This window comes from Streptomyces sp. WG5 (genome assembly GCF_049974565.1).
GTDB lineage: Bacteria > Actinomycetota > Actinomycetes > Streptomycetales > Streptomycetaceae > Streptomyces.
Window position 1 is genome coordinate 1 of sequence record NZ_JBNGGC010000198.1, and the last position, 531, is coordinate 531.

Below are 531 nucleotides of genomic sequence, written 5' to 3' on the forward strand. Positions count from 1 at the left end.
GTCTGCTTTTTCAAGCGTGAGAATGGGAGACGGCCATACCGAAAGTCCGGTTTCCGGTCATCCTGCTCACGCCATCCGGATTTCGACGCGCCGCCACGATGGCCGTGTCAGCCTGCTCCAAATCCGGGCCGAGCGAGCCTCACCCTTTCTTCTTGTCCTTCGGATTTCGCATGGTGAAGCGCGCGTTGCCGAGGCCCGTGCCGATAGTGAGGATTCCCCATCGCTTGTAGTCCTGCATGAAAGGAATTTCGCTCAGGCCCTGCACCACGCCGTCATTGTGCATCAACACCGCGGTGTCGTGATCGCCAACAGCCGGGATTGCCTCGATCAGGCTCGCGGGCAGATTGAACTTGCTGCTCTCCCAGTTGCCCGGCAGATTCTGCGCGCCCTTCTCGATCGAACCGTCCGCATCGATCGCCCCCGGACAGGAAACACCGATGAAAGGCGCCAGTTTGAAACCTTCCGCCTCAGCTTCCTTGAGCAGGGTTTTCAGCATTCCTGCAAGCTTTTTCACCGCGCCTTCGCGGGTCG

At 59.7% G+C, this 531-nt stretch carries 1 protein-coding gene; it reads right to left on the bottom strand.

What is annotated here, in order from left to right:
- Window positions 1–139: 139 nt before the first annotated feature.
- The coding region (locus ACP4IX_RS36595) for a hypothetical protein (protein ID WP_426559007.1) at window positions 140–531 on the bottom strand (392 nt) is incomplete at its 5' end.